23 protein-coding genes are annotated in these 19,427 nt (G+C 34.7%); 19 read left to right on the top strand and 4 right to left on the bottom strand.

The window, feature by feature from the left end; genetic code table 11:
* Positions 1–360: 360 nt before the first annotated feature.
* Entirely contained in the window at positions 361–1,338 is a 978-nt protein-coding gene (locus MYRA21_RS09995) for a DMT family transporter (RefSeq protein WP_006260666.1), read from the top strand.
* An 80-nt stretch (positions 1,339–1,418) separates the two neighbouring features.
* On the opposite strand, the gene MYRA21_RS09990 is transcribed toward MYRA21_RS09995, so the two are convergent.
* Positions 1,419–2,159, bottom strand: a complete 741-nt coding sequence (locus tag MYRA21_RS09990; protein WP_006260665.1) for a YggS family pyridoxal phosphate-dependent enzyme — start codon at positions 2,157–2,159, stop codon at positions 1,419–1,421.
* 308 nt (positions 2,160–2,467) lie between these two features.
* On the opposite strand from MYRA21_RS09990, the gene MYRA21_RS09985 reads away from it, so the two are divergent.
* The 10 genes from MYRA21_RS09985 to MYRA21_RS09940 all read left to right on the top strand — a co-directional run bounded on the left by MYRA21_RS09985 (position 2,468) and on the right by MYRA21_RS09940 (position 9,898).
* Positions 2,468–5,215, top strand: a complete 2,748-nt coding sequence (locus MYRA21_RS09985) for a toxin-antitoxin system YwqK family antitoxin (RefSeq protein ID WP_006260664.1) — start codon at positions 2,468–2,470, stop codon at positions 5,213–5,215.
* Between the two features lie 159 nt (positions 5,216–5,374).
* Positions 5,375–5,659: a DUF2089 family protein gene (locus MYRA21_RS09980; protein ID WP_006263001.1), complete on the top strand. Its 285-nt coding sequence runs from the start codon at positions 5,375–5,377 to the stop codon at positions 5,657–5,659.
* A 22-nt stretch (positions 5,660–5,681) separates the two neighbouring features.
* Entirely contained in the window at positions 5,682–6,269 is a 588-nt protein-coding gene (locus MYRA21_RS09975; RefSeq protein ID WP_006260662.1) for a hypothetical protein, read from the top strand.
* Between the two features lie 16 nt (positions 6,270–6,285).
* Entirely contained in the window at positions 6,286–7,197 is a 912-nt protein-coding gene (locus MYRA21_RS09970; RefSeq protein WP_006260660.1) for a carboxylesterase, read from the top strand.
* A gap of 1 nt (position 7,198) precedes the next feature.
* Entirely contained in the window at positions 7,199–7,591 is a 393-nt protein-coding gene (locus MYRA21_RS09965) for a DUF3784 domain-containing protein (RefSeq protein WP_006260659.1), read from the top strand.
* A gap of 7 nt (positions 7,592–7,598) precedes the next feature.
* A complete protein-coding gene (locus tag MYRA21_RS09960; RefSeq protein WP_006260658.1) occupies positions 7,599–7,922 on the top strand; it encodes an SdpI family protein in 324 nt (107 codons plus the stop codon).
* Between the two features lie 2 nt (positions 7,923–7,924).
* Entirely contained in the window at positions 7,925–8,461 is a 537-nt protein-coding gene (locus MYRA21_RS09955; protein ID WP_006260657.1) for a DUF1697 domain-containing protein, read from the top strand.
* Between the two features lie 39 nt (positions 8,462–8,500).
* Positions 8,501–8,920: a hypothetical protein gene (locus MYRA21_RS09950; protein ID WP_006260656.1), complete on the top strand. Its 420-nt coding sequence runs from the start codon at positions 8,501–8,503 to the stop codon at positions 8,918–8,920.
* A gap of 175 nt (positions 8,921–9,095) precedes the next feature.
* Positions 9,096–9,455 (top strand): hypothetical protein, encoded by a 360-nt coding sequence (locus tag MYRA21_RS09945; RefSeq protein WP_006260655.1) that lies wholly within the window; start codon positions 9,096–9,098, stop codon positions 9,453–9,455.
* Complete coding sequence (locus MYRA21_RS09940; protein WP_006257078.1) at positions 9,455–9,898, top strand: PEGA domain-containing protein; 444 nt, start codon at positions 9,455–9,457, stop codon at positions 9,896–9,898. Before MYRA21_RS09945 ends, MYRA21_RS09940 begins: the two co-directional genes overlap by 1 nt.
* A 36-nt stretch (positions 9,899–9,934) precedes the next feature.
* Here MYRA21_RS09940 and MYRA21_RS09935 read toward each other — a convergent pair whose 3' ends face one another.
* A complete protein-coding gene (locus MYRA21_RS09935) occupies positions 9,935–12,133 on the bottom strand; it encodes a radical SAM protein (protein WP_006260654.1) in 2,199 nt (732 codons plus the stop codon).
* Positions 12,134–12,297: 164 nt separating this feature from the next.
* Between MYRA21_RS09935 and MYRA21_RS19160 the strand changes: the two genes are divergently transcribed.
* Both MYRA21_RS19160 and MYRA21_RS09930 read left to right on the top strand, forming a co-directional pair.
* Positions 12,298–12,459 (top strand): hypothetical protein, encoded by a 162-nt coding sequence (locus MYRA21_RS19160; RefSeq protein WP_006260653.1) that lies wholly within the window; start codon positions 12,298–12,300, stop codon positions 12,457–12,459.
* Positions 12,460–12,462: 3 nt separating this feature from the next.
* Positions 12,463–13,014: a GNAT family N-acetyltransferase gene (locus MYRA21_RS09930; protein ID WP_006260652.1), complete on the top strand. Its 552-nt coding sequence runs from the start codon at positions 12,463–12,465 to the stop codon at positions 13,012–13,014.
* Between the two features lie 4 nt (positions 13,015–13,018).
* On the opposite strand, the gene MYRA21_RS09925 is transcribed toward MYRA21_RS09930, so the two are convergent.
* Positions 13,019–13,438, bottom strand: coding sequence for a GNAT family N-acetyltransferase (locus MYRA21_RS09925; protein ID WP_006260651.1), 420 nt, complete (start codon positions 13,436–13,438; stop codon positions 13,019–13,021).
* 126 nt (positions 13,439–13,564) lie between these two features.
* Between MYRA21_RS09925 and MYRA21_RS09920 the strand changes: the two genes are divergently transcribed.
* The 4 genes from MYRA21_RS09920 to MYRA21_RS19155 all read left to right on the top strand — a co-directional run bounded on the left by MYRA21_RS09920 (position 13,565) and on the right by MYRA21_RS19155 (position 17,545).
* A complete protein-coding gene (locus MYRA21_RS09920) occupies positions 13,565–14,452 on the top strand; it encodes a helix-turn-helix domain-containing protein (RefSeq protein WP_006257082.1) in 888 nt (295 codons plus the stop codon).
* Between the two features lie 127 nt (positions 14,453–14,579).
* On the top strand, positions 14,580–16,040 hold the full coding sequence (locus MYRA21_RS09915; protein WP_006257083.1) for a cytochrome c: 1,461 nt from the start codon (positions 14,580–14,582) through the stop codon (positions 16,038–16,040).
* Positions 16,033–17,370: a c-type cytochrome gene (locus MYRA21_RS09910; protein ID WP_006260650.1), complete on the top strand. Its 1,338-nt coding sequence runs from the start codon at positions 16,033–16,035 to the stop codon at positions 17,368–17,370. The genes MYRA21_RS09915 and MYRA21_RS09910 overlap by 8 nt, the downstream gene beginning before the upstream one ends.
* Positions 17,371–17,377: 7 nt before the next feature.
* The gene (locus MYRA21_RS19155) at positions 17,378–17,545 is read left to right on the top strand and encodes a hypothetical protein (protein ID WP_006257085.1); all 168 of its coding nucleotides are present in this window, start codon (positions 17,378–17,380) and stop codon (positions 17,543–17,545) included.
* A 210-nt stretch (positions 17,546–17,755) separates the two neighbouring features.
* Here MYRA21_RS19155 and MYRA21_RS09905 read toward each other — a convergent pair whose 3' ends face one another.
* Complete coding sequence (locus MYRA21_RS09905) at positions 17,756–18,193, bottom strand: hypothetical protein (RefSeq protein WP_006260649.1); 438 nt, start codon at positions 18,191–18,193, stop codon at positions 17,756–17,758.
* Between the two features lie 622 nt (positions 18,194–18,815).
* On the opposite strand from MYRA21_RS09905, the gene MYRA21_RS09900 reads away from it, so the two are divergent.
* Together MYRA21_RS09900 and MYRA21_RS09895 are read left to right on the top strand one after the other, a co-directional pair.
* The gene (locus MYRA21_RS09900) at positions 18,816–19,118 is read left to right on the top strand and encodes a hypothetical protein (RefSeq protein WP_006257087.1); all 303 of its coding nucleotides are present in this window, start codon (positions 18,816–18,818) and stop codon (positions 19,116–19,118) included.
* A 9-nt stretch (positions 19,119–19,127) separates the two neighbouring features.
* A complete protein-coding gene (locus MYRA21_RS09895) occupies positions 19,128–19,415 on the top strand; it encodes a hypothetical protein (protein ID WP_006257088.1) in 288 nt (95 codons plus the stop codon).
* Positions 19,416–19,427: the final 12 nt, after the last annotated feature.

Raw genomic sequence — 19,427 nt, 5'->3', positions numbered from 1 at the left:
TAGTTTTTCACTTGATTTTAGTGACTTATCTAAAAGTCCTTTCTTATCTCTACACCATCCCTGCATTACACTTTCTACTAGCTAATCTTTCTATTTCATTTTACTATACTAGCACATTGCTAGGGGTATTCTTGCACATTCCTTCGACAAAATAGCCTTCTAGGCAAGCAAACCCCAAGGATACTCCTAGCAAACCTCTAGAAAGTGCAAGCCAACCTAGATATAGATGGCTTATAGGAGCATTAAAACAAACATTCTTAATTTATAATTTCTAATTCCTAACCGAAGTATAGTGCTAGACATTTGTCCTAGACTGCTGAAAAAAATATGACTACCTTTGCCACGCAAAAAGTAATAAAAATGAAAGAACAAAATACAGCAAAAGGTGTTTTCTTAGTTGCTATCGGAGCGTCTAGTTTCGGTATGTTAGCTTCGTTCGTAAAACTGGCTTATGCACAGGGATATACGACTGCAGAAGTAACATTGTCTCAAGTACTTATTGGGTTAATCTGTGTGACCTTAATCAATGTGCTACGCAAGAAGTCTAGTGATGAACAAAAGGCGACTTCTAAAGATATTAGACAATTAATCTTAGCTGGTACTTCGATGGGATTCACTTCTGTATTATATTATATGGCTGTGAGTTATATCGATGCTTCTATCGCAGTAGTTCTCTTAATGCAGTCTGTATGGATCGGTATCGTATTAGACAGTATCGCGACTAAAACGTTTCCTAATCTCTTAAAAATAATCTCTGTTATCTTAATCTTATCAGGGACATTATTAGCGACTAATGTATTGTTTAGTGAAATCAAGTTAGATATTAGAGGAGTGATATTTGGTTTTATGGCAGCGTGCTCTTTTGCTACTACGTTATTTGCTTCAGGGCGTATCGCTAATCACTTAGCAGCTCCTAAGCGAAGTATGTTTATGCTATGTGGTGCAGCGACTATTGTATCTATCTTTGTGATCATAACACAGATAGGGCCTAATAACTCTGATGCGATGATGAGCTTCTATACGATGTTCTCTGACAATACTTCTGGTATCCGTGATTTTGACTGGAGTATCTTCTACGGATGGGGACTTATATTAGCCTTATTCGGTACTGTATTACCTCCTATATTCTTGAATATGGGATTCCCATTGACAGGAGTTGGCCTAGGAAGTATTATCTCTTCATTAGAACTACCTGCTTCTGTGACAGTAGCTTTCTTTGTTCTAAAAGAAGAAGTTATCTTCATTCAATGGATGGGAATATTAATGATACTAGGCGCTATCGTACTGATGAATAGCAACCTATTATTTAAAAAGAAAAAAATTGAGGTAGTGGAATAACTTCCTCATTGTAGTTTTTATATATAAATTTAAAAAGCCTTCTCTTGTTGATCAAAAGAAGGCTTTTTTATTGAATTGAGTTACTTTATATTCTTCTCTTCGTTCCAGTAGTAGCTATCTGGATAGATACGTTCACCGAAGATGGCAGTACCTACTCTAACGATGGTAGCCCCTTCTTCAATCGCTATTTCTAGGTCATGGCTCATCCCCATAGAGAGTTCTTTCATTTCTACATTAGGCAGTTGGAGCGCTATCGCCTCTTGTTGTACTTTCTTTAGTATTTTAAAACAAGGGCGTACCAACTTCTCTTCTGCGCTGAATAAGCCAATTGTCATTAGTCCCTTGATGTGTAATCGATCATACGTAGCGACTTCTTTTATAAACTCAACAGCCGCTTCTGGTGCTACCCCGAACTTGCTATCTTCATCAGAAGTATTCACTTGGATTAATACATCTATTGTTCTGTTATCTCGTTCTAAGAGTTGTTGTAATTTTTCTACTACACTGATGCGGTCTATAGACTCTATGCAAGTTACTCCATACTTCAGGATATCTTTGATCTTGTTGGTCTGTAGATGTCCGATAAAGTGTCTAGTACAATTATCTGTACCTATACCTTCATACTTATCCCTTAGCTCTTGTACCTTATTCTCTCCTATCAGAGGGTATCCCTCCTCTATCGCTATCTTTATTCTATCTGCATCTACCGTCTTAGTAGCGAGCAATAGTTGTACCTCATCTCTAGAACGACCACTGTGTGCGCATGCTGCTGTAATACGCTTTTCTAAACTTGCTAAATTATCCTTTATTCTAGTTTTCATACTTCTCGATTTAAAAAAAGGATATCCCAAAGATTGTTACTAAGGGATATCATGAACTAAACAACAGTTAGATTTTACTTTAGACTATTATCCTTTACTGTTACTACAAATGTAATACTCCTTTTGATCAAATAGATAACACAGATTTAATAATATGAGCTAGTCCAGATACGCACTAAGCGCCTCACTGAAAATAGTGATTTTGTGAATCAGACCATAAAATATTGCTAATATGCGAAAATAATAAGGGAGACTTCTTTACTTTTACCCTCGATAAGACACAAACAAAACCATTTAAAAAAGAACCTATGATTAAAAAGATTTTCTCATTAGCCATTTTATTCTCTACACCGATGTTCAGTCAGGTAGCACGAGATACTATCTGGGTAGATAGCTATGACTATGTAACAGCTAGAAAAAATGCTGAATCTTTTAAAATTGCAAAAGATATCAAAGGCGAACCGACACTAAAATCAATAGAGGTATATAATGCAGCTTCTAAGAAGATAGAAAGTAAAGGGAAAGGAACTCTTCAAGAAGGAGGACAAGTTCTATACACAGGAGCTGTAAACTACTATAATAAAGAAGGAAAAATAGACGCTACTTATACATATGATCAGGATAATATGATCGCTAAGGCAGAGACTATAGATCCTCGTAATGGCAATAAATATATATGTACTTATAGTGATAATATGATCCAAGATGGTCAGGCTATTTATAACTGGCAAGGAACATATATCTATGTAGAAGCTGAAGGAGGTATATATACTCGCTATGAGATCATCAATCCTAAAAATGAAAAGAACTATATCGCCTATTTCTTCGATGAGAATAATTATATCACAGGGGAGAAATACTTCGATGTAAATGGAGAGGTAAAGCAACAAGCTACTTATAGTGGTGGGACACCTTATGATGGGTACGTGACTGCATTAGACTATGACAGCTTCACAGTACAGTCTATCAGCGAATATGGAGAAGGAACGATGATCTCTACTGTGGCTTACTATACAACAGGAAAAGTGAAGAGTAAATCTACAACTGTCGCTAATGTAACAACAGATGTATACTATGATCAAGCGGGTAAAGAAATGGGTACCTTTACGAGTAAACTAGAAGACGATGGATACTCTACTTATCAGGAAGGAACGAACTACATATTCAATACGTATGATAGTCATCCTGATGAGATCTACTCTATCTATACTTATAAACAAAACGTACCTGTACTGGTAAAAGAATACTATACATTCCCTAAAAAGAATGCAGTGAAATCTATCACGTATAGCAATGAAGAGAGTTATATCCAAAAAGTAGAATACTTCAATGAAGATGGTAGTTCTAAAGGACAAATCACTTATAACGAGGATGGATATACTCCTAAAGAAGGGACTATGATAGTAGGGAATGTAAGCTCTATCTATAAAAACAGCAAACTAGTAGAAAGAACAGAAACGTATGAAAACGGTAAAGTATTCGAGGTTACAAAAAACAATACTTCTGTATACTATGACCAAAAAGGGAAAGAGATAGGTCGTATTGACTTTAAACTAGACCCTATCTATGGATCTATGTCTTATATCACTGGTACTAGATATGTATTATCTAATGATTTGATTTCTACTGTTGCTAAGTATGAAAAAGAATTATTAGTATATCAAGCTGATTATGATACTAATGCTGATAAAGCAGTATTGTCAACAGAGTCATACTATTCTAACAATGCGTTAATCAAAGAAGTAGAATATCATGACAATGGTAAAAAAGCTAAGGTATCTACTTACTCACCTAACTCCTACTCTTATACTCCTGTAAAAGAAACACATTTCGACAAAACAGGGAAAGAAATAGGTACGTATGACTATATCGCTCAGACAGGAACTCGTATAGAGCTATCTTATGATAAACAAGTAACTTCTATAGAGAAACTACAAGATGGAAACCTACTTTCTAAAAAGGGATATGCGTTAAAAACAGGTAGTAACTCATACGCTAGTAACTCTTATTTCTTACAGGCTGATATCGACTATAATAAGCAAGGTAAATTCTATAATGAAAAAGGAGAGGTAATCTCTACAGCTACTTATAAAGATGGTGTGCCTTATGAAGGAACAGTGACTATCATAGACTCGTATTACAAAACAGAAACTGTTTATAAAAACGGACATAAAGTAGGTAAAGAGACTATTAAGTACTCTAGTGGAGATGAGATTATCAATATCAACTACTATGATGATAAAGGAGAACTTACTAAAATAGAATCTTATGAGAATAGTACTCTGAAAACATCTAGTGAATATAAAGACAATGTGATACACGGTGTGTCTACTTACTACGATAGTGAAGGAGAAGTATTATCTACGCTGACTTATCATGAAGGAGTTCCTTATGAAGGAGTGTTAACTGAGGCGTCATATATAAACTTCACCACTAAAGGTTTTGAGAATGGAGAGTTAACTTATGTAAAAGTTTACAATGTAGACGATGCTTATTCTCCTACAAACTTACTGATGGAAGAGCATTATAGAACTAGTACTTCATTTGAGAGAACTATCTATCATGCAGAGACAGAAGCTATAGTGTATAAATATAATCTTACAGATAGTGAGCTAGATGGAGCATACCAATACTACGAAAATGGTAAGGTGAAGTATCAAGCTACTTTTAAGGACGGAACATTAGTAGATGGTTCTGTAGGTATAGTAGACTTTAATTATGAGCCATACAACTATTATTCTTCATACGAAGCTTCTGAAGATACTTCTAAGTACACAGTACTAAGTAATAAAAAAGGTACTTATACGATCAGTATTTTAAATACGGATGATAATAAAGAGGTATTTAAAATGGAAGCGAAGGTTAAAAAAGGAGACCATAGTTTAAACCCATTGGCTAGTAAAAAAATAAAACTAGAAAACTTATACCCAAACAATGAGTATAATGTAATGTCATACTACAGTAGTCCTTATGACTATGCAGTAGATGCAGCAGCTACTGCTGTAGCAGCTGACGCAGCGGCAGTAGAAGCTACTGCTAGTGCATATTATGAATAAAAATATTCTTAGATAAGAACCATTAAATCCCAAGTGTTATACTTGGGATTTTTTTGTTTTATAGAAGTATCATTCTCATTTATTTTAATTAACTATTTTGATATAAATATTAATTTTATTAAATTAGACTTCAATAAAACTAAACAAACTATCCACATTATGTCAATTAAGCCCAAACTACCTATACATTGCCCTAGTTGTGAAAGTGAACTAAAGGTCACCCAGCTTTCTTGTGAGCACTGTCAGACTATTGTCAATGGTAACTTCTCTCTCCCACTCCTCTTACAGTTGGGTAGAGAAGAACAAGAATTTATACTGGCTTTCTTTCTAAACAGTGGGAGTCTAAAGCAAATGGCACAACAGATGAATATCAGTTACCCTACTGTTCGAAACAAACTAGATGACATGATAGAACATATCCAGCAACTACAGAAAAAAGAATAATCAACTACTAACCAACAACCTTATGACAAAAAACTATATTCTTAAACCATTTGAAAGCATACAAGATAAAACGCTCTTAGCAATCGGTGTACTAACTGGAGTAGTTATTAGTTGTCTTCAACTATTAACTCATATGCGTAGTATAGCAATTCTAAAACAAGTAACTCTCAAATCAGCACCTACACTTGTCCAAACCTTGAGTGACTTTGCTATCACAACAATAGTAATGACACTTGCTTTATTTGTATTTGGAAAAATCATCAACAAAAAGACTCGACTAATAGATATACTCAACACCGTGTTGATTGCACGTATATGTCTAGATATAAGTGTACTATTTGATATCAATGGATACCTAAGTGATTTCTCTCTTCAACTTATTGACAATATTGCTAATCCTGAAATATTGTTCAAAAGTAATCCACAAGGTTTTGTTTATTTTATCATTACGTCATTTGCTAGTATTCTCTGTCTAGTTGGTTTTGGATACTATATCTACCAAGGTTTCAAACTAGCTACACACCTCAAAAAGAAATATATGATTATTGTCTTCGTACTAATCATCTTACTTGTAGATACTCTGACAAGGCTAATCACTACATTATATTAACCAACACAACAACACTATGAAAAAACTATTAACTACACTTACCTTATGCTTTGCTACGTCATTTAGCTTTGCACAAACAGCTGTTCAGGTAGACAGTGAAATTGATGGAGACTTATATTTAGCGAATAAAGACAGTAAACAACTCGCTATTATAATAGCGGGTTCTGGTCCTACTAACAAGAATGGAAACAATCCTGCTGGAGTAAATGCGAACTCGTATAAGTACCTTGCCCAAGGGCTAAAAGAGAATGGTATCAACACCTTCACGTATAACAAGAGGATGTTCGCTCAGATTAAGAACCAGACTATTAATGAGGCAGATATTAAGTTTGAAGACAATGTGAGTGACTTAAATATAGTTATTGACTATTTCAAAAAGGACTATCCTAATATTATCTTGATAGGGCACAGTGAAGGAGCCATGGTAGCTACATTGGCTAGCCAAGACAATAGTGCTGTATCAAAGCTTATCTCACTACAAGGGCCAGGAGAATCAGTTGATAAAATACTGTATAAACAGATAACGGCACAAGCGCCTTTCTTTGCAAAATCAATAGAAGACATTCACGCTAAACTTAGAAAAGGCGAAATAGTAGATAGCATTCCTCCTATGCTACAAAGCTTATATCGCACTTCTGCTCAGCCTTACCTTATCTCGTGGATGAAGTACGATCCTACTGTAGAGCTTAAAAAAGTAAAACAACCGATTTTAATCTTACAAGGAGATAAAGACTTACAAGTCAAAACAGATCAGGGAGACAACTTAAAACAAGCTGTACCTACTGCAACTCTTGTGACAATAAAAGGAATGAATCACGTACTAAAAACAGTTGTAAAAGAGGATGAGAACTTAGCACTATACACAAAGCCTGATGTGCCTCTTCACACTGAACTAGTACCTACTATTGTTAACTTTATAAAAAAATAATATGGAGGCTTTTATTATTGTTGGCTTAATATACATAGGTATAAGTTATTTTCTTACTGCTGAAAATGCTGATGGTTTATTAGCAGGCTACAACACGATGTCTGATGAACGTAAAAAACTATATGATATTACCTCTACTGTTAATATAATTAACCGAACAGTACGCTGGACTGGTATAGTATTAACTCTTGTGGGAATAGTCTTCTATTTTATTCATGTAGAAGAGTTTATACATTTTATCATACTTATTTTCAGTATAATCCCTCTATTAGCATCAAGTATTTACGCGAGATTAAGGTATTCTAAAGACCCTATGCGCTGGTATGATTGGATAATTCCTATTGGGATAAGCGTAGGCAGTATTTTGTTAACTTATTTATTCATTACTAATTAATCACACTATGATAGCAACAGAACTACTTATATTTATGTGTCTATTTATTGTCTTAGGACTACTAGTTCCTCATGTTAAAACAATAAATAGCATACTAGGGTATCGCACACACCGTGCAATGAAGAACCAACGCAACTGGGAGTTTGCACAAAAGCTAAGTGGTAAGTACTTTGTATACTTAGGTATAGGTACGGGTATATACAGTGGTATTTCTTATCTACTTCCTACTTACTCAAAGCTATTAAACAATATATACTTCTTACCGATGATACTCAGTTTAGCATTTATTATTTATAAAACAGAACAAGGATTAAAGAAACTAGAAGAGTAATCATGAAAACTTATATCACACTCCTCAGAGGAATAAATGTCAGTGGCAAGAACATCATCAAAATGAATGTATTAAAACAATTGTGTGTTGACTTAGGTTTACACAATGTCCAGACTTATATTCAGAGTGGTAATATTGTTTATCAAGCAGTAGAACAAGATTGTACTATCTTATCTAAGAATATTCACAATACAATACTTAATACGTTAGACTTAGATGTTCCAACTATTACAATCGAGGAATTACAACTAGATAGAATTATTAAAGACAATCCATTTACAACAGAAGAAAATCTCAATCGACTCTATATCACCTTCTTAGAAAGTGTACCACATCTAGATGGTACAAATATGCTTATAGGCAAAAAAGCTGACACAGAACTACTTCAAGTTACTGAATCAGCTGTATACCTCGTCGCAAATATTGGATATGGAAAAACGAAGATTACCAATACTTTAATAGAGAATAAACTAAAGGTAACTGCTACCACACGTAATTACAAAACATGTTTACAAATCAAAGCATTAGCTATTAAATAACACTTAAAGCATTATCTTTATTGATAATTAAAAATTACTATGAAAAGACTAACTCAATTATTCTCACTATTCTTTCTTCTATTGATATTCTCTTGTTCTAATGATGACAACGTTTCTTCTAATGATGACAATGTCCATTTTACAATTAAAACATACAGCGAACAAGAACATACAATAGATGTAATCATCACCTATGGTACTTATGATCGTAAAGAGAATAAAACCATCTTAAAAAAGCTAGAGATAAAAGACTTCAAAGAATTTACTTCTCCAAAGATTACAACAGATCAAACTTATGCTTTCTTAACTGTAGAGAAACTAAATGATCCAAATCTAATGACTTTTATTAAAATAAACTCTTTCGTCAATGATAGAGACATTATGACTAATGCTAGTAATAAAGAGTTTACTAATGCAGAAGTTGATATTAAGCATTTTGCAAATATGCACAAGAAATAAAAAACTGCTATTATTATAATTAAAACCAAAAGCTTCGTTTATAACGGAGCTTTTCTATTTTTAAAAGGAATATATAAAATACAAATCATCACTCCTTATAAATATTTATAATACTTCATCCTCTTAATTTTTTTATAATTTTTAACTACTATATTTACGCCCAAATTTACCTATTATGAAAAAAATATTTCTTTTAATCACTTGTATAGCTCTTGGAGCATGCAGTTCTTCGATGAGTACTACTATGACTACTGCAAAAGTAAACACACCTCTTAATACAGAAGTTATAGTACTTAAACTGAATGAAGATGTTCCTACACCAAATACAAAAGTAGGAAGTAGCAAATTTGGAGACTCTGGTTTCTCTGTCAACTGTAACCTAAATTATATATTAAATAATGCTCGTAAAATTGCTCAAGACTTTGGAGCAGATGTCATTAAAATAACAAAACACAAACGCCCTAACCTATGGAGCACTTGCCATAGAGTGAACGTTGATTATTATAAAACACAAACACTTAAAAATAACAATTAATGAAAAAAACACTCTTACTAATCTCTTCTGCATTACTATTATTAAATACAAGTTGTGCTACTATCGTATCTGGAAGCAAACAAAAAATAGAGATCTACTCTACTCCTACGAACTCTACAGTCTATATAGACAATAAAGAAGTAGGTAAGACACCATATAACACTAAACTAAAGAAAAACCAATCTTATACACTTAAAATAGCAAGTGAAGGATATGACACTTATAAAACTGATTTTGAAAGAAGCTTTAATGCTTGGTACATTGGTAATATTGGTTTGGGAGGGATTATAGGACTTATTGTTGACCCTATCACTGGTGCAATTCATAAATTAAAACCTGTACAATACAACAGAACTCCTGCTAAAGATACTGTTATCAAAGCAAATCACAGAACAATCTTTATGAACATTAGTTTAAAAGAACAAGATAAACCTCAACAATAAATAAACAAAGCCTCGTAAATGCGAGGCTTTTTATATCTAAAGCACTAGTAGTGCCATATCTTTTAATGCTTGTGCTGGTTTAGAATACCAGAATGGCTCAAAGTCTTCATTCGTAAACTCTTCAAAGCTCTTTTTCATTTCTTGATAAGTCATTGTTTGAGAAGCTTTCTCCTTCAAAGTCTCGACAAAATGTACAAACCAATCCCCTACCACTCTATCTACATCTACACCTATCGTCTCTTTTTTAGTATAGAATACCAATTGAGCCATTTCAAACACTCTATTCTTTTTCTTCTTTTCGAAGTACTCAATATAAGGGAATGTCCCTAACCATACTACTTTTTGATTTGGTTTACATACCGTCAAAGGTTCGTTGTTTAAACAACTGAATATATAATCAGGTGATATACTCGTACGAGGTACTTTAAAATCAAACCATTCATGTAATGGCATATCAAAGCACATCCCATGCATAAAGTTAAACAGTGACTTCTTCAGTCCAAAGGAGAACTTATCGTGTATTGCACCATTCATCTCTACGTGAGGTACATCGTTATTAGCGAATGTTCCCATCTCAGCATTTACACGCTCTACCTTGTATTCCTCTGGGTTCATCCCTACTGGTGAGTGAGCAGTCATCGCAAACTGATGCCAAAAGCCCGATTGCATTACTCCTGCTTCAAACAACTGACGCACCATCTCTAGACTGTCTATTGTCTCCTGTGCAGTCTGTGTTGGGAAACCATACATTAGATAAGCATGTACTAAGATACCTGCCTCTGTAAAGTTTCTATTCACACGAGCTACTTGTTCTACCGTAACTCCCTTATCTATTAATTTTAATAATCTATCTGAGGCTACCTCTAATCCTCCTGATACAGCTACACATCCAGAGGCTTTTAATAATAAGCACAAGTCTTTCGTAAAGCTTTTCTCAAAGCGGATGTTCGTCCACCATGATACCGTTAGTTTACGTCTGATAATCTCTAACGCTACCTCGCGCATTAGTGCTGGTGGTGCCGCTTCATCGACAAAGTGAAAGCCTGTCTCTCCCGTCTGCTCAATTAACGTCTGCATACGGTCTACGATCTGCTTTGCCGCTATTGGTTCATATACCTTGATATAGTCTAAACTAATATCACAGAAGGTACACTTACCCCAATAACATCCATGTGCCATCGTTAGTTTGTTCCATCGTCCATCACTCCACATACGGTGCATTGGATTCACTACTTCTATTACAGAGATATACTCTGTCAATAGTAAGTCTGAATAATCAGGAGTACCTACCTCAGCCTGTTTATAATCACGCTTCAGCGGATTATTGATATATACTACCTCATTGCCTTTAGCAATAAGCGTACGCTTTAACTCCTCTTGTGCTATCTTTCCTTCTACATAGAGAATCAAGTTCTCTAATGGAGCCTCTCCATCATCTAAGGTGATAAAGTCAAAGAACTCAAATACACGCACATCTTTTAATGAGCGTAACTCTGTATTAGGAAACCCTCCTCCCATCGTGATTTTGATATGAGGATAATTCTTCTTAATGTACTGAGCACATCTAAAGCTACTGTATAAATTACCAGGGAAGGGTACTGAGAACCCCATTATCTTAGGATTAGTCTTATCTATTAGCTGTTGCAATAGATCAAGGGTAATCTCATCGATATAAGTCAAGGGTTGGTGTAATGCATCATACATCTCATCAAAGGTATGAGCAGAACGACCTAATCGCTCAGCATATCTACTAAACCCAAAATTGGTATCTACTGTCTCAACAATGAGATCAGACAAGTCCTCTAAATACAGTGTAGATAAATGCTTCGCCTTATCTTGTATTCCCATCGTACCGAATGCCCACTCTAATTCTTCTAGTTGTTCAAAGCGAGATGCTCGTGGAAGATAATCCTCTTGTACGATAGCATGTGCTAATGTAGAGTTCTTTCCTTGTAAGAAAGCTATTACAGCATCTATAGTAGAGATATAATCCTCTTCTAAAGCAAGAATACGATGTATATTAGGAGAGACCTCTTCTATGTGTTCATGTACATAGTCGAACAAGTCTATCAAACCTTGTTTACTAAACAATTTCAATATAACCTCTATTCCCAAATCTGCTTGGTAGCTATCTATATTCAGGGTATTCAGAAACCCCTTAATATATGCTGTCGCTGGATAAGGTGTGTTTAACTGCGTAAACGGAGGAGTTATAAATGCTATTGTTGTATTCACTGTATCTAATTTTGGAGTGCAAAGATACTACTATTCAACCGAGTAAAAAACTGTATATCCTTCACTTTTAATCTTTTCAAAAAACAAACCTAACACACATTTAATCAATCAATTAAACCTTTATAAAATACTTTTTATATATCTTTGCATTAAATACATATAAAATGGCAAAACCAATTAAAATAACACCCACTCTAAAAGGTAAAGATGCTGCTCGTTTTCTAAAACAAATTGAAGCAAACAAATCTATCCCTAAAGACAATGCGAGATTAGAACAAATTCGCAAAGATGCCTCTATACTAAACTCACTATTTAAGAAAGTTTAGTATATGCCTATTATTGACTTTTCTAAACTAAATTTTCTTCTACTATTAGAAAGTCATGAATTAAAACCTTTTGACTGCGGAGATAAAGATCTTAACTCTTTCTTATTTAAGAAAGCTTTACACTATAAAAAAGAATTATTAGCCACTACTTTTATTTTAGAAAATCAAGAGCGAACGATTGCTTATTACACTCTTTTTAATGACTGTTTACGTGTAGAGGATACTACCTTTTCAAGTAAAAATGCAATTAATCGATTCTTAAAAACATTCCTTTCTCATCCTAAACGACATCTAAAGTCCTTTCCTGCTATTAAAATAGGAAGATTAGCTATTGACGAAACATTTAAAGGTTTAGGTTTAGGCAGAGTAATCATTAATACAATAATCAATAATGCTATTGAAATGAATAAACATCAAGCTTGTAAGTTTATAACAGTTGATGCTTATCAAACATCATTGCTGTTTTACGAAAGATTAGGTTTCAAATATTTATCAGATAATGATAAAAATAAAGATACAAGACAAATGTACCTTGACCTCACTCAATACATATAATTCCCTACAACACCTTACGCAGATATATCTTAGAATACCCTAACGGATAATCCTTCTCTTCTGCGAAAATCTCATAACCTAGAGATTGGTAAAAGTCAGAAGCTTGAAACGAAAAAGTATTCAGTGATATATACTTACAGTTGCGTTCTACAGCTACCCGCTCTGCTGCTAACATGAGTTTCTTACCAAGGCCTTGTCCTCTATAACTCTCTTTCACAGCGAGGTTCTGTATCTCTAGCGTTCCCCATAATGAACGTCCTAATATCCCGCCTATCACCTCTCCTTCTTCTACTAAAGTAATCTCTAGTGATTCATTGATACAATCTGATAAATGTGTCGTATGACTTACATTATAAGAAGATAATATCTCCTTAATCGCCATCGCATTATGATCATCTATCTCTGTAGTTATCTTTATTTCCATCCTAACTCGTATTTCAGATTATACTAGTCTAAAGTACTAAATCTTAATCACACCATAACTTATTTCTATTCAATCACCATTTAAAGAATTTAACATATTCCTATCTTTGCCTAAAATATTAGAAATATGGAGAACAATAGTATTCCAATTTACAACATCTGTAACCTACTCGACAATAATAATATATCACAAGACTGTGTAGTATATCGACTTGAAGAGTTTATTTCTAATAGACCGAATATGGTATCTGCTCCTCACAGACATGCATTCTATCAAATCCTCTTCGTAGCTGAAGGGAAGGGAATACACTCTATTGACTTTGAGAAATTCTCTATTGAGGAGAAATGCTTATTTTATCTCAACCCTTCGCAAGTACACAAATGGGAATTCGAACCTGGTACCAAAGGGTTTCTTATCAATTTCAATGATAACTTTCTGCGTACATTCTTAGTTAATCCGAACTATCTAAAGGAGTTTACCTTCTTCGGAGGTAATGCACAGTACTCTAAGTTCTCTTGTGAGAAGTGCTATGAGACACTACACACGAAGTTCGAAAAGATGTATTATGCCTATACAGAAAACCAACCTTTACAGAAAGACTATATCAAAGTCTTAATGCTAGAACTGTTCTTAGAGACACAGCTATTCTTAGTCAAGAAAGTATTCGAGCCAGAAGAACCAAATGAGACAAAGGGTGCACACTTCATCATTAAGAATTTTGAGAAGCTAGTAGAAGACCATTTTATAGAGAAGAGATTACCTGGAGAATACGCTGATATGTTACACATCACTCCTAATCACCTCAACTCTTTATGCAAAAAGGTAGTAGGAATAACAGCAGGTGAAGTTATCCGTAACAGAGTGATCTTAGAATGTAAACGATTATTGGTCAATGCCGATTTATCGATTACAGAGATCTCTTATGAACTCGACTTTAAGAACAATGCTTACTTCTCTAGATTCTTTAAAAAGAATACAGGGCTATCCCCTGAAGAATTCAGAAAACAGAACTAAGAATTGATTACTTAAATACAATTCGCTTTTATCACACTGTTCTAAATTGATTAGTGTAAATATCACCACGTTTAGTGTAATATATTTCAGTAGGTAGGGTTCTAACTTTGCTGAAAAATAATACATTATGGATTTCCCTCTATTTCATTTAGACTGGTTGAACGATCGTTTCCTCATTGCGATGATAGCGATTATTCACGTATTTATAAACCATGGGCTAGCCGTTGGGTTCTTGCCTTATATTACATTATTAGAACAACAAGGAGTAGTCAAAAGTGGACCAGAAGACATCACTGATCTTGCCTGGGATAAGATGGTACACCGTATGATGATGGTCGGCTTTGTGATCACGACCACGATGGGAGCGATGACAGGAGTCGGTATATGGTTCTCAGCAGCACTAATTAGTCCTAACTCTATTGGTAGTTTAATCCGTGTTTTCTACTGGGGATGGTTTACAGAATGGATTGTATTCGTATTAGAAGTAGTTTTTATCATGATCTATTTCTTAACATGGAAGAACTCTAATAAATCTCTACGTGCTAAACAACGCCATATCCGATTCGGTTGGTTCCTTTCTGGATTCTCATGGCTGACTATGGCTATTATCGTAGCGATATTAGGATTTATGATGGATCCTGGTAACTGGATACAAGAACAATCTTTAGTAAGTGCATTGACTAACCCTATTTACTTACCTCAGCTATTATTTAGAACACCTACAGCGATGGTTGTAGCAGGAGCCTTTGGTTTCTTACTGATTATGTTGTTCACTAAGAAGTCTAGTGCTATCAGACCTACGGCTCTTAAGACTACAGCTATATGGGTATTACTATGGTTACCACTATCTATTCTAGCTTCTATTTATTACTATAACGTGATACCTGATGCGATGACAGCGAATATGAGTACAGCGGTAGGTACTATGGACTTTGCTAAATACTATGATTTATTAAAATACATTATCCTAATAGCAACTAGCTCACTAGCTCTGTTAGCAATCTGGACACTGTGGAAACCTAAGAAAGTCAATCTTATCATTGTGATTATTCCTTTTGTACTATCGCTTGGTTTCTTAGGAATATTCGAACGTGTACGAGAATTTATCCGTAAGCCTTATGTCATCGGTAACTATATGTACTCTAACCTGATCAGAGAAGAAGACTATCCTCTGCTACAGCGAGACGGTATACTGAAGCACTCTACTTATACCTCTATCACAGAGATTACAGAAGAGAATAAACTAGAGGCTGGTAAAGATGTGTTTATGATAGCGTGTTCTCGATGTCATACCAGTCAGGGGATTAACTCTATCATATATGTATTCGAAAAAATGTATGGAATAGGAAAGCCTTTAGATATCAACTCGATGAAAGCGTATATACCTAATATGCACAACGGTAGAACCTATATGCCTCCTTATCCAGGTAACGAAGAAGAACTAGATGCACTAGCCCATTATATTTTCTATTTACAACAGAGTGGTGCGACACTAGAAGGGGCGCAGAGTGCTGGAGCACATCTTAACCCTACTCACTCTGTAGAACATTTTATAGAACAAAAATTAAACAATAACAAAAATGAATAATACTCCATTACCTAAAGATATACCCTTAGACTTACCATTACCAGAGTGGTTACTAGTTATTCTATTAGTAGTTTCATTCTTAGCACATATTGTGTTTGTAAACTTAATGGTAGGAGGTTCTATAGCCACGCTATGGGCAGAAATAAAAGGGCTTAAAAACAAAGAATACGATGTACTGGCACAAGAAATAGCTGCGACAATAACAGTAAACAAATCATTAGCTGTAGTACTAGGGGTAGCTCCCCTACTGAGTATTAATGCACTGTACACCATTTATTTTTACACAGCTAACTCCTTGACAGGGATTATGTGGATATTGATTATCCCTATGGTAGCGATTGTTTTCCTATTGACCTACTTACACAAGTACACTTGGGAAGCAATGGCGAATATGAAATTGTTACACATATCTATCAATGCTCTAGCAGTGATTATGTTCTTATTCATTCCCCTAATCTTCTTAGTGAATATCAATCTGATGCTATTCCCTGAGAAATGGATGAGTGTAAGAGGATTCTTATCTGCTTTAGCCCTGCCAAATGTATTCCCGAGATACTTCCATTTTATCTGTGCATCACTAGCCTTGACAGGTCTATTTATCACTTGGTATATGGGGCGTAAGAACTATCCTTTTGAAGAATACTTTAAAGTATTCACTAGAGCGAAGGTTAAACGTCTTGGGTATCAGTTAGCGTTAGGAGCATCTGTAGCTCAATTCCTATTTGGTCCTATCGTGATGGCTACTTTACCTGCCAAAGGATTTAGTTGGGCTATGATGGGAGTGATCTTATCAGGTGTAGCAGTGGCAGTATACGCAGTGTACTATATGATCAAAACACTAAGAGGTACAGATGACCAACTAGACAGATACTTCAGAAGAATAGTGATCTCTATGGGAATTGTAGTCGTATTCATGGGAAGTGGACGTCATGTCTATAGAGCGAATGCTATCAATCCACACCGAGAACTGATGGCTCAAAAGACAGCCGAATTTGAACAAGCATCAAAAGAAGCTAGAGAACAAGCAGCTAACCAACAAGAAGAAGAAAAACAAGCGATAGCTACTGCCGAAGCTTCTGGTGATAATACAGCTAAGGGTAAAGCAGTCTTTAATAGCTACTGTGCTGCCTGCCATAAAGAGAAGACACCACTAGTAGGGCCTCCTGTGACAGAAATGCAAGAAATATATGCAGACAATAAAACGGATCTAATCAAGTGGATTAAGTCTCCAGGTAAGAAACGTCCTGATGCACCACAGATGCCTCCATTCCCTCAGATCAATGATACGGATATGGAAGATCTGACTCAATATATCTTAAAAATTAAATAAGAAGATTATGATCATTACGATATCACTATTTCTCATCTTAGCCATACTGATCATCTCAGGTGTTATCATTTCTAAGGTGATTAAAATCTATCTCTACTCTTCTAAGAATAAAGAGATGTGGAAAAAAGAAATTAAAGAAGAAAAAGACTATCAGTTTATAAAAGGTCTTTACTAACTCAGTGTTCTCCCCAGCACTGCGCACATCGTATCCCTCATTAGTAGGTAAGTATTGTATTTCCTGTAAGGTAATCTATTATTGTCATATCAAGAGAATGCTCCCAAAACTCTCTTTTTTATAGATTACTTACATCACCATTCCCAATACCTTATCTATTCTAATGGGGGATATTTTTATTCTATCTACTTCAGGTTATAACACTGTTCTTTACTTCTTAGACCAATTACTCAATTCCTCTTCTGCATCATATACAGACTGTGCATACCATGCATAGATATTCATAATCATATATCTTTCTATGCTTCCATCTACACTCTTCATAGATACCATGATGAGGTGAATACGTCCAAGATTATACTTTTTTATATTGACTAACTGCTTAGCTGTATACTGTTTCTCACTTCTAAAATACTTTTTGAGTATCAGCTTATCTCCTCTTATATAAGCAGTACAGAGATATATAACCTGACTCACTGTTATACATGTAACTAACACCGTAATTACATACTTTATAATCACAAACCAATAATCACCAACATCCTGACTGATTGTAGCAATGCTACAAAACAGAATGGTCAACAATATATTTAGTATCAGATGTCCTAATGAATACTGATAGGACAATCTCTTTTCTTGTGCAATCATCTAGTTAAAGAGTTTAGTTGTTCCAAAGAAAAGATTTTAACCCCTATATATCAAATCCTATAATCATAAACCATAACATACTACACGATATAGGACATAATTAGCTATAATCAGGGATAAGACAACGCCTACTCTACCCTAAATAATTCTACTCAAATAAGTAATAGTTCTCTAACAAAGCCTTTTGTAACCTACCTCTCCATCTCCTTAAACTTCCTCTCCAACTATTCACGTACTAAAAAAGGCATAGCATGATAGTAATATTATGGGATAGTGATACCATAGTGGTCGCATTAAAATAGGCTAAAATTATGCGACCACTATGCAATCACTAGCCGACCACTATGCGACCACATCAAAAAAGGCTATTTCGTCCTACTATGGCTGTACAGTTATTATTTATAATCCTACTTTTAGCTGTACACTTATTTATGCTTTCTATTCTTCAAAAGATGAATTGATTTTTTAACAGATATAATTCTTTTAAAATAAACTACTTTTAACCAGGGTAATTCAATTACTAAAATGAATTTTCTAACACCATATCAAGTATTATAATAGACATTGTCCGAAATCGAGTTCAATAACAAGCAATATGCTCAAATACAAATACATCTTCTAAATGATAAAGTTACTTATAGAAAAACATAAAGGTATCATCACGTATGACACCTTATCTCATTTAAATTTTAATGGCTCTCCTGCTGAGGTAATAGATGAGTTAAAAGAAGATTTGTTTCAAGCAGAGTTTGGTAACCATACCTTACTTGATATTGGTTGGTATCCAGAGTTTGATGTCGATGGGCATTTCTGTGTACAAGTTATTTCTAATTATGACTGGGAAGCTCCCTTATATAAAGAGAACTGTAAATCATTTGCCTCTTTAGAAGAGTGTGTGCTCCATGCCCTTCAGCACTGTTTATAAATATACACTATGATACAACAAGATATACTATTAGCCATGATACCTGCTTTCTTAGGTGTCATAGATCATCATATCAGGGCTATCGCTTATGACTATACAGAAGATACAATCTCTCTATATGTTTATACAAGTACCGTCCCTACAGAAGAGGATTATGAGACTATAGATATCGCTGTCACAGAGATATTGGCCTCTCTGCCTCAGCTCCTATATCAGCATATAAAGATTGTACAGCACACAGCTCCTATTAGAGAACTTAATTGTTATAAAGGATGGTTCTTTGTAAGGAAAGAATAATGTTTTATACCT

This window comes from Myroides sp. A21 (genome assembly GCF_000807225.1).
GTDB lineage: Bacteria > Bacteroidota > Bacteroidia > Flavobacteriales > Flavobacteriaceae > Flavobacterium > Flavobacterium odoratimimum.
This window is presented reverse-complemented; position numbering and strand designations above follow the sequence as displayed.

Coding starts and splice junctions, on each gene's coding strand:
- MYRA21_RS09995 (WP_006260666.1), top strand. CDS start 361: ATGAAAGAACAAAATACAGCAAAAGGTGTTTTCTTAGTTGCTATCGGA.
- MYRA21_RS09990 (WP_006260665.1), bottom strand. CDS start 2,159: ATGAAAACTAGAATAAAGGATAATTTAGCAAGTTTAGAAAAGCGTATT.
- MYRA21_RS09985 (WP_006260664.1), top strand. CDS start 2,468: ATGATTAAAAAGATTTTCTCATTAGCCATTTTATTCTCTACACCGATG.
- MYRA21_RS09980 (WP_006263001.1), top strand. CDS start 5,375: ATGTCAATTAAGCCCAAACTACCTATACATTGCCCTAGTTGTGAAAGT.
- MYRA21_RS09975 (WP_006260662.1), top strand. CDS start 5,682: ATGACAAAAAACTATATTCTTAAACCATTTGAAAGCATACAAGATAAA.
- MYRA21_RS09970 (WP_006260660.1), top strand. CDS start 6,286: ATGAAAAAACTATTAACTACACTTACCTTATGCTTTGCTACGTCATTT.
- MYRA21_RS09965 (WP_006260659.1), top strand. CDS start 7,199: ATGGAGGCTTTTATTATTGTTGGCTTAATATACATAGGTATAAGTTAT.
- MYRA21_RS09960 (WP_006260658.1), top strand. CDS start 7,599: ATGATAGCAACAGAACTACTTATATTTATGTGTCTATTTATTGTCTTA.
- MYRA21_RS09955 (WP_006260657.1), top strand. CDS start 7,925: ATGAAAACTTATATCACACTCCTCAGAGGAATAAATGTCAGTGGCAAG.
- MYRA21_RS09950 (WP_006260656.1), top strand. CDS start 8,501: ATGAAAAGACTAACTCAATTATTCTCACTATTCTTTCTTCTATTGATA.
- MYRA21_RS09945 (WP_006260655.1), top strand. CDS start 9,096: ATGAAAAAAATATTTCTTTTAATCACTTGTATAGCTCTTGGAGCATGC.
- MYRA21_RS09940 (WP_006257078.1), top strand. CDS start 9,455: ATGAAAAAAACACTCTTACTAATCTCTTCTGCATTACTATTATTAAAT.
- MYRA21_RS19160 (WP_006260653.1), top strand. CDS start 12,298: ATGGCAAAACCAATTAAAATAACACCCACTCTAAAAGGTAAAGATGCT.
- MYRA21_RS09930 (WP_006260652.1), top strand. CDS start 12,463: ATGCCTATTATTGACTTTTCTAAACTAAATTTTCTTCTACTATTAGAA.
- MYRA21_RS09925 (WP_006260651.1), bottom strand. CDS start 13,438: ATGGAAATAAAGATAACTACAGAGATAGATGATCATAATGCGATGGCG.
- MYRA21_RS09920 (WP_006257082.1), top strand. CDS start 13,565: ATGGAGAACAATAGTATTCCAATTTACAACATCTGTAACCTACTCGAC.
- MYRA21_RS09915 (WP_006257083.1), top strand. CDS start 14,580: ATGGATTTCCCTCTATTTCATTTAGACTGGTTGAACGATCGTTTCCTC.
- MYRA21_RS09910 (WP_006260650.1), top strand. CDS start 16,033: ATGAATAATACTCCATTACCTAAAGATATACCCTTAGACTTACCATTA.
- MYRA21_RS19155 (WP_006257085.1), top strand. CDS start 17,378: ATGATCATTACGATATCACTATTTCTCATCTTAGCCATACTGATCATC.
- MYRA21_RS09905 (WP_006260649.1), bottom strand. CDS start 18,193: ATGATTGCACAAGAAAAGAGATTGTCCTATCAGTATTCATTAGGACAT.
- MYRA21_RS09900 (WP_006257087.1), top strand. CDS start 18,816: ATGATAAAGTTACTTATAGAAAAACATAAAGGTATCATCACGTATGAC.
- MYRA21_RS09895 (WP_006257088.1), top strand. CDS start 19,128: ATGATACAACAAGATATACTATTAGCCATGATACCTGCTTTCTTAGGT.